The 4,450-nt window shown below is 65.5% G+C and carries 6 protein-coding genes and 2 pseudogenes; all 8 read left to right on the forward strand.

Features of this window, described 5'->3' with window-relative positions:
- Positions 1-346 (forward strand): annotated as a pseudogene (locus tag ACQKJZ_RS18180) (class I fructose-bisphosphate aldolase); the annotation flags it as partial.
- Positions 347-458: 112 nt separating this feature from the next.
- Entirely contained in the window at positions 459-1,142 is a 684-nt protein-coding gene (gene thiE, locus ACQKJZ_RS18185) for a thiamine phosphate synthase (RefSeq protein ID WP_427732963.1), read from the forward strand.
- An 89-nt stretch (positions 1,143-1,231) separates the two neighbouring features.
- Positions 1,232-1,378, forward strand: coding sequence for a hypothetical protein (locus tag ACQKJZ_RS18190; RefSeq protein WP_427732965.1), 147 nt, complete (start codon positions 1,232-1,234; stop codon positions 1,376-1,378).
- Between the two features lie 44 nt (positions 1,379-1,422).
- Complete coding sequence (locus tag ACQKJZ_RS18195; protein ID WP_427732967.1) at positions 1,423-1,986, forward strand: M23 family metallopeptidase; 564 nt, start codon at positions 1,423-1,425, stop codon at positions 1,984-1,986.
- A 74-nt stretch (positions 1,987-2,060) separates the two neighbouring features.
- Entirely contained in the window at positions 2,061-2,624 is a 564-nt protein-coding gene (gene efp, locus ACQKJZ_RS18200) for an elongation factor P (RefSeq protein ID WP_007403968.1), read from the forward strand.
- Positions 2,625-2,754: 130 nt separating this feature from the next.
- Positions 2,755-3,567, forward strand: coding sequence for an inositol monophosphatase family protein (locus ACQKJZ_RS18205; protein WP_427732970.1), 813 nt, complete (start codon positions 2,755-2,757; stop codon positions 3,565-3,567).
- A 197-nt stretch (positions 3,568-3,764) separates the two neighbouring features.
- Entirely contained in the window at positions 3,765-4,139 is a 375-nt protein-coding gene (gene ndhC, locus ACQKJZ_RS18210) for an NADH-quinone oxidoreductase subunit A (RefSeq protein WP_230481820.1), read from the forward strand.
- Positions 4,130-4,450 (forward strand): annotated as a pseudogene (locus tag ACQKJZ_RS18215) (NADH-quinone oxidoreductase subunit B); the annotation flags it as partial. The gene ndhC and the pseudogene ACQKJZ_RS18215, both read left to right, overlap by 10 nt.

Below are 4,450 nucleotides of genomic sequence, written 5' to 3' on the forward strand. Positions count from 1 at the left end.
TGCCGCGCACATGGCGGCGCTGCTCGGCGCGCACATCATCAAGGCGAAGCTGCCCAGCGACCATATCGAACAGGCCGAGGCCAAGAAGGTCTATGAGGGCACCGACTGGTCGAAGCAGTCCGACCGGGTCGCCCATGTCGTCCAGTCGAGCTTCGCCGGCCGCCGCATCGTCGTCTTCTCGGGCGGTGCCGCCAAGGGGGCCGATGCCGTCTATCAGGACGCGCGCGACATTCGCGACGGTGGCGGCAACGGCTCGATCATCGGCCGCAACACCTTCCAGCGTCCGCGTGACGAAGCGCTGGCGATGCTCGACAAGCTGATCGCGATCTACAAGAACGAAGAATAAGTTCTTGCTAAGGTTGGGCGTTCCGGTTGGGGAACCGGGACGCCCATTCCGCGCCACTTGCCGGGTGCGCCGGGCAGGTGACGCGAGGCCAGTCACGCGCTAGGGAAGTGGCATGACGCTTGACGACGATCCCCTGGGTCCCCTCGATCCCAATTTCGCCTCCGCCTTTGTGCGCGACATGCGGCGGCCCCCCTGCCAGCTTTATCTGATCTCGCCGCGCGATGTGACCGGCGGTTTCGCCGACCGGCTCGCCCGCGCGCTCGATGCCGGCCCCGTCGCGGCCTTCCAGTTCCGCGTCAAGGACATGGACCAGCACGCCGCCGCCAAGCTGGCTGAGCCGCTGCAACGCATCTGCGCCGATCGTGAGGTCGCCTTCATCGTCAATGACAGCATCAGCCTGGCCAAGCGGCTGGGCGCGGACGGCGTGCATCTGGGCCAGGATGACGGCGATGCGCGCGAGGCGCGCGACGTGCTGGGGCCGTCGGTGCAGATCGGCATCACCTGTCACGACAGCCGCCACCTCGCGATGGAGGCGGGTGAGACGGGTGCGGATTATGTCGCGTTTGGCGCCTTCTATCCGACGACGACTAAGGACACTACGCATCGCCCCGAACCGGTGATCCTGTCCTGGTGGTCGACCCTGTTCGAGCTGCCTTGTGTCGCGATCGGCGGGATCACCCCGGCCAATGCCGCGCCGTTGGTGAAGGCGGGTGCGGATTTCCTGGCGGTGTCGGGCGCGGTGTGGAGCGGCGACGAAGCGGCCGCGATCCAGGCGTTCGGCCAGGTCCTGGGCTGACCGCCACCGGCTTGCCCGTTGCGCTTGGGAAACAAGCGCGGCCTATTCGCGTTTAGGTTGGGATAGATGACCGACCGCAAGGAGTGGGCGTGAAGAGACTGGCAATCGCCATGGCTGGCGGCGTGGCGATGGCGCTGGTCGCCGTGGCAACCCATCCGACGCCTGCTCCGGCGCACGGCATGACGCTCGATCCCCGGTACGCCCCTTCGCACAGCCTGCCCGCGCCTTCGCAATGAGGCGTAGCGGGGGCAGGGGGCCGCTATCGCGCTTCGGATGGGTGATGCTGGCGCTGATCGTGATCGGGGTCGGCGGTTTCCTCTCGATCCTGTCCTTCGGCCCGGGCGAAGGGGTCGTACCCGAAGTGGCCGCGCCACGGCAGCAGCCGGCGGCGGGCAGCGCGGCGGCGCTGGCGATGCCGATCGCCAATTATCCCGTCGCGTCGCTTCATCACGACTGGGGCGATCCGCGCGAGGGCGGCAAGCGCACGCATCAGGGGATCGACCTCATGGCGCCATCGGGCACCCCGGTCGTCGCCGCGATGAACGGCACGATCGAGAAGCTGTTCGATAGCGATCGCGGCGGCCATACGCTGTATATCCGCTCGCTCGACCGGCGCTGGAGCCTCTATTACGCGCATCTGAAAGGCTATGCGCCGGGTCTGGCGGAGGGGCAGCGCGTGGCCCGTGGGCAGGTGGTCGGCTATATCGGCGATACCGGCAATGCGGGGGCGGGCAATACGCATCTGCATTTCGGGGTCAGCTGGATGCGCGCCGGCGACCGCTGGTATCAGGGCGAGCCGGTCGACCCCTATCCGCTGCTTGCCGGAAAGACCGCTTCGCGTTAAAGCGGCCGACACAGGAAGCCGGGTCGCGTATCTCGCGCCGGTGTCCTTCGCTCTTTCCAGCAGGTTGAAGACCCATGAAGATCAGCGGCGTGGACATTCGTCCCGGCAACATCATCGAGTATGAAGGCGGCATCTGGCGCGCCGTGAAGATTCAGCACACCCAGCCCGGCAAGGGCGGTGCGTATATGCAGGTCGAGATGAAGAACCTCATCGACGGCCGCAAGACCAACGTCCGCTTTCGCTCCGCCGAGACGGTCGAGCGCGTCCGCCTGGATACCAAGGACTTCCAGTTCCTGTTCGCGGAAGGTGACGACCTGACCTTCATGGACAAGGAAAGCTACGAGCAGATCACGCTGCCGCGCGACCTGCTGGGCGATGCCGCCGCGTTCCTGCAGGACGGCATGGATGTCGTGATGGAACTGCACGAGGAAAAGCCGATCTCGGTCCAGCTTCCCGACCAGATCGAAGCCACCATCGTCGAGGCCGACGCCGTGGTGAAGGGGCAGACCGCCTCGTCCTCGTACAAGCCGGCGATCCTCGACAATGGCGTCCGCGTGATGGTGCCGCCGCACATCGCCAGCGGCACGCGCATCGTCGTCGACGTGTACGAACAGACCTACGTCCGCCGCGCGGACTGATGACGATCGGCGGATGACCGGCGCGATGTAAGCGCGACCCCGTCATCCGCCGTCCCGGCCCGTCGTTCGCGGCGGGCCTTTTCAATTTTGAGCGCCCTGGGCAAGCAGCGGCGCGATCGAAAGGACGATCATGGCCTCGCACTCCGGGCTTCTCACCATCATGGAACGCGCCGCGCGCAAGGCCGCCCCGCGTCTCCGCCGCGACTTCAACGAGGTTCAGCACCTCCAGGTCAGCCGCAAGGGTCCCGCCGACTTCGTGTCGATGGCCGACAAGCGCGCCGAGGAAACCGTCTTCGAGGAACTCAAGAAGGCGCGCCCCGACTGGAACTTCCTCATGGAAGAGGGCGGCGAGATCCAGGGCGATCCGTCCAAGCCACGCTTCATCATCGACCCGCTCGACGGCACCTCGAACTTCTTGCACGGCATCCCACACTTCGCCATCTCGATCGCGGTCGAGGAGCCGCTGGCGAACGGCAAGCGCGAAGTCACCACCGGCCTGATCTATCAGCCGCTGACCGACGAGAGCTTCTGGGCCGAAAAGGGCCGGGGCGCGTGGTTGCAGGACGGCCGCCTGCGCGTGTCGTCGCGCCGCGATCTGTCGGAAGCGCTGATCGCCACCGGCATCCCGTTCCTGGGGCATGGCGATTTCGTCCAGTGGAGCCGTATTTTCGGTGCGATCGCGCCGCAGGTCGCCGGTATCCGTCGCTTCGGGTCGGCCGCGCTCGACCTCGCCTGGGTCGCGGCGGGCCGCTATGACGGCTTCTGGGAGTCGGGCCTGAAGCCTTGGGACGCGGCCGCGGGCATGCTGCTCGTCCGCGAGGCCGGCGGCTTCGTCAGCGATTTCCGTGGCAGCGACAAGTCGCTCGAGCGTGGCGAGTATCTGGCCGCCAATGAGGGTCTGCATTCCAAGCTGCACAAGCTGCTGGCGAACGCGCTCCGTTAAGGTTTTTTGAGGGATTTCGAGCGCGATGGCGGATCGCCATTGCGCTCAAGCCCCTCAGATACCATCTGAAATCCTGGCGGATGGGATGAATGGCGCGGTTCATTTGCGATTCATTCTCATGGCTCCGCTGGCTTGCTCCAGCCGACCCATCGGCCTAAAGCCGTCCGCATCCAGTTCCGCATCTGCGAGAGAAAAACTTGGTCGATCTGTCGCAATATCTGCCGATCCTCCTGTTCCTGGGCGTTGCCCTGGCACTGTCGACGGCCTTCGTGTTTCTGCCGATGCTCGTCGCGCGCCTGACCGGTGCGCACCAGCCCAATGAGCAGAAGCTGTCCGAATATGAATGCGGCTTCCCCGCGTTCGAAGACCCGCGCAGCCAGTTCGACGTGCGTTTCTACCTCGTCGCCATCCTGTTCATCATCTTCGATCTGGAAGCGGCGTTTCTGTACCCCTGGGCGGTCAGTGTCTTCAGCCTCGGCTGGACTGCCTGGTTTTCGATGATGATCTTCATCGGCGAGCTCGCGCTGGGTCTCGTCTATGCGTGGAAGAAGGGAGCGTTGGATTGGGAGTAAATCTTCACTCCGGTCCGGTTGAGTTCAAGCCGCAGGCCCATGGCGGAGCCGTGCATGACGGCCAGGCCCTCATCCAGCCCGATCAGGGCTTTTTCGACGGGCTGAACGGCGAACTGACCGACAAGGGCTTCCTCGTCACCTCGACCGAGGAGCTGTTCCAATGGGCGCGCACCGGCTCGCTCTGGTGGATGACCTTCGGTCTGGCGTGCTGCGCGGTGGAGATGATCCACGTCAACATGCCGCGTTATGACATGGAGCGCTTCGGCGCCGCGCCGCGCGCGTCACCGCGCCAGTCGGACGTGATGATCGTC

The organism is Sphingomonas sp. NPDC019816 (assembly GCF_050274375.1).
Taxonomy (GTDB): domain Bacteria; phylum Pseudomonadota; class Alphaproteobacteria; order Sphingomonadales; family Sphingomonadaceae; genus Sphingomonas.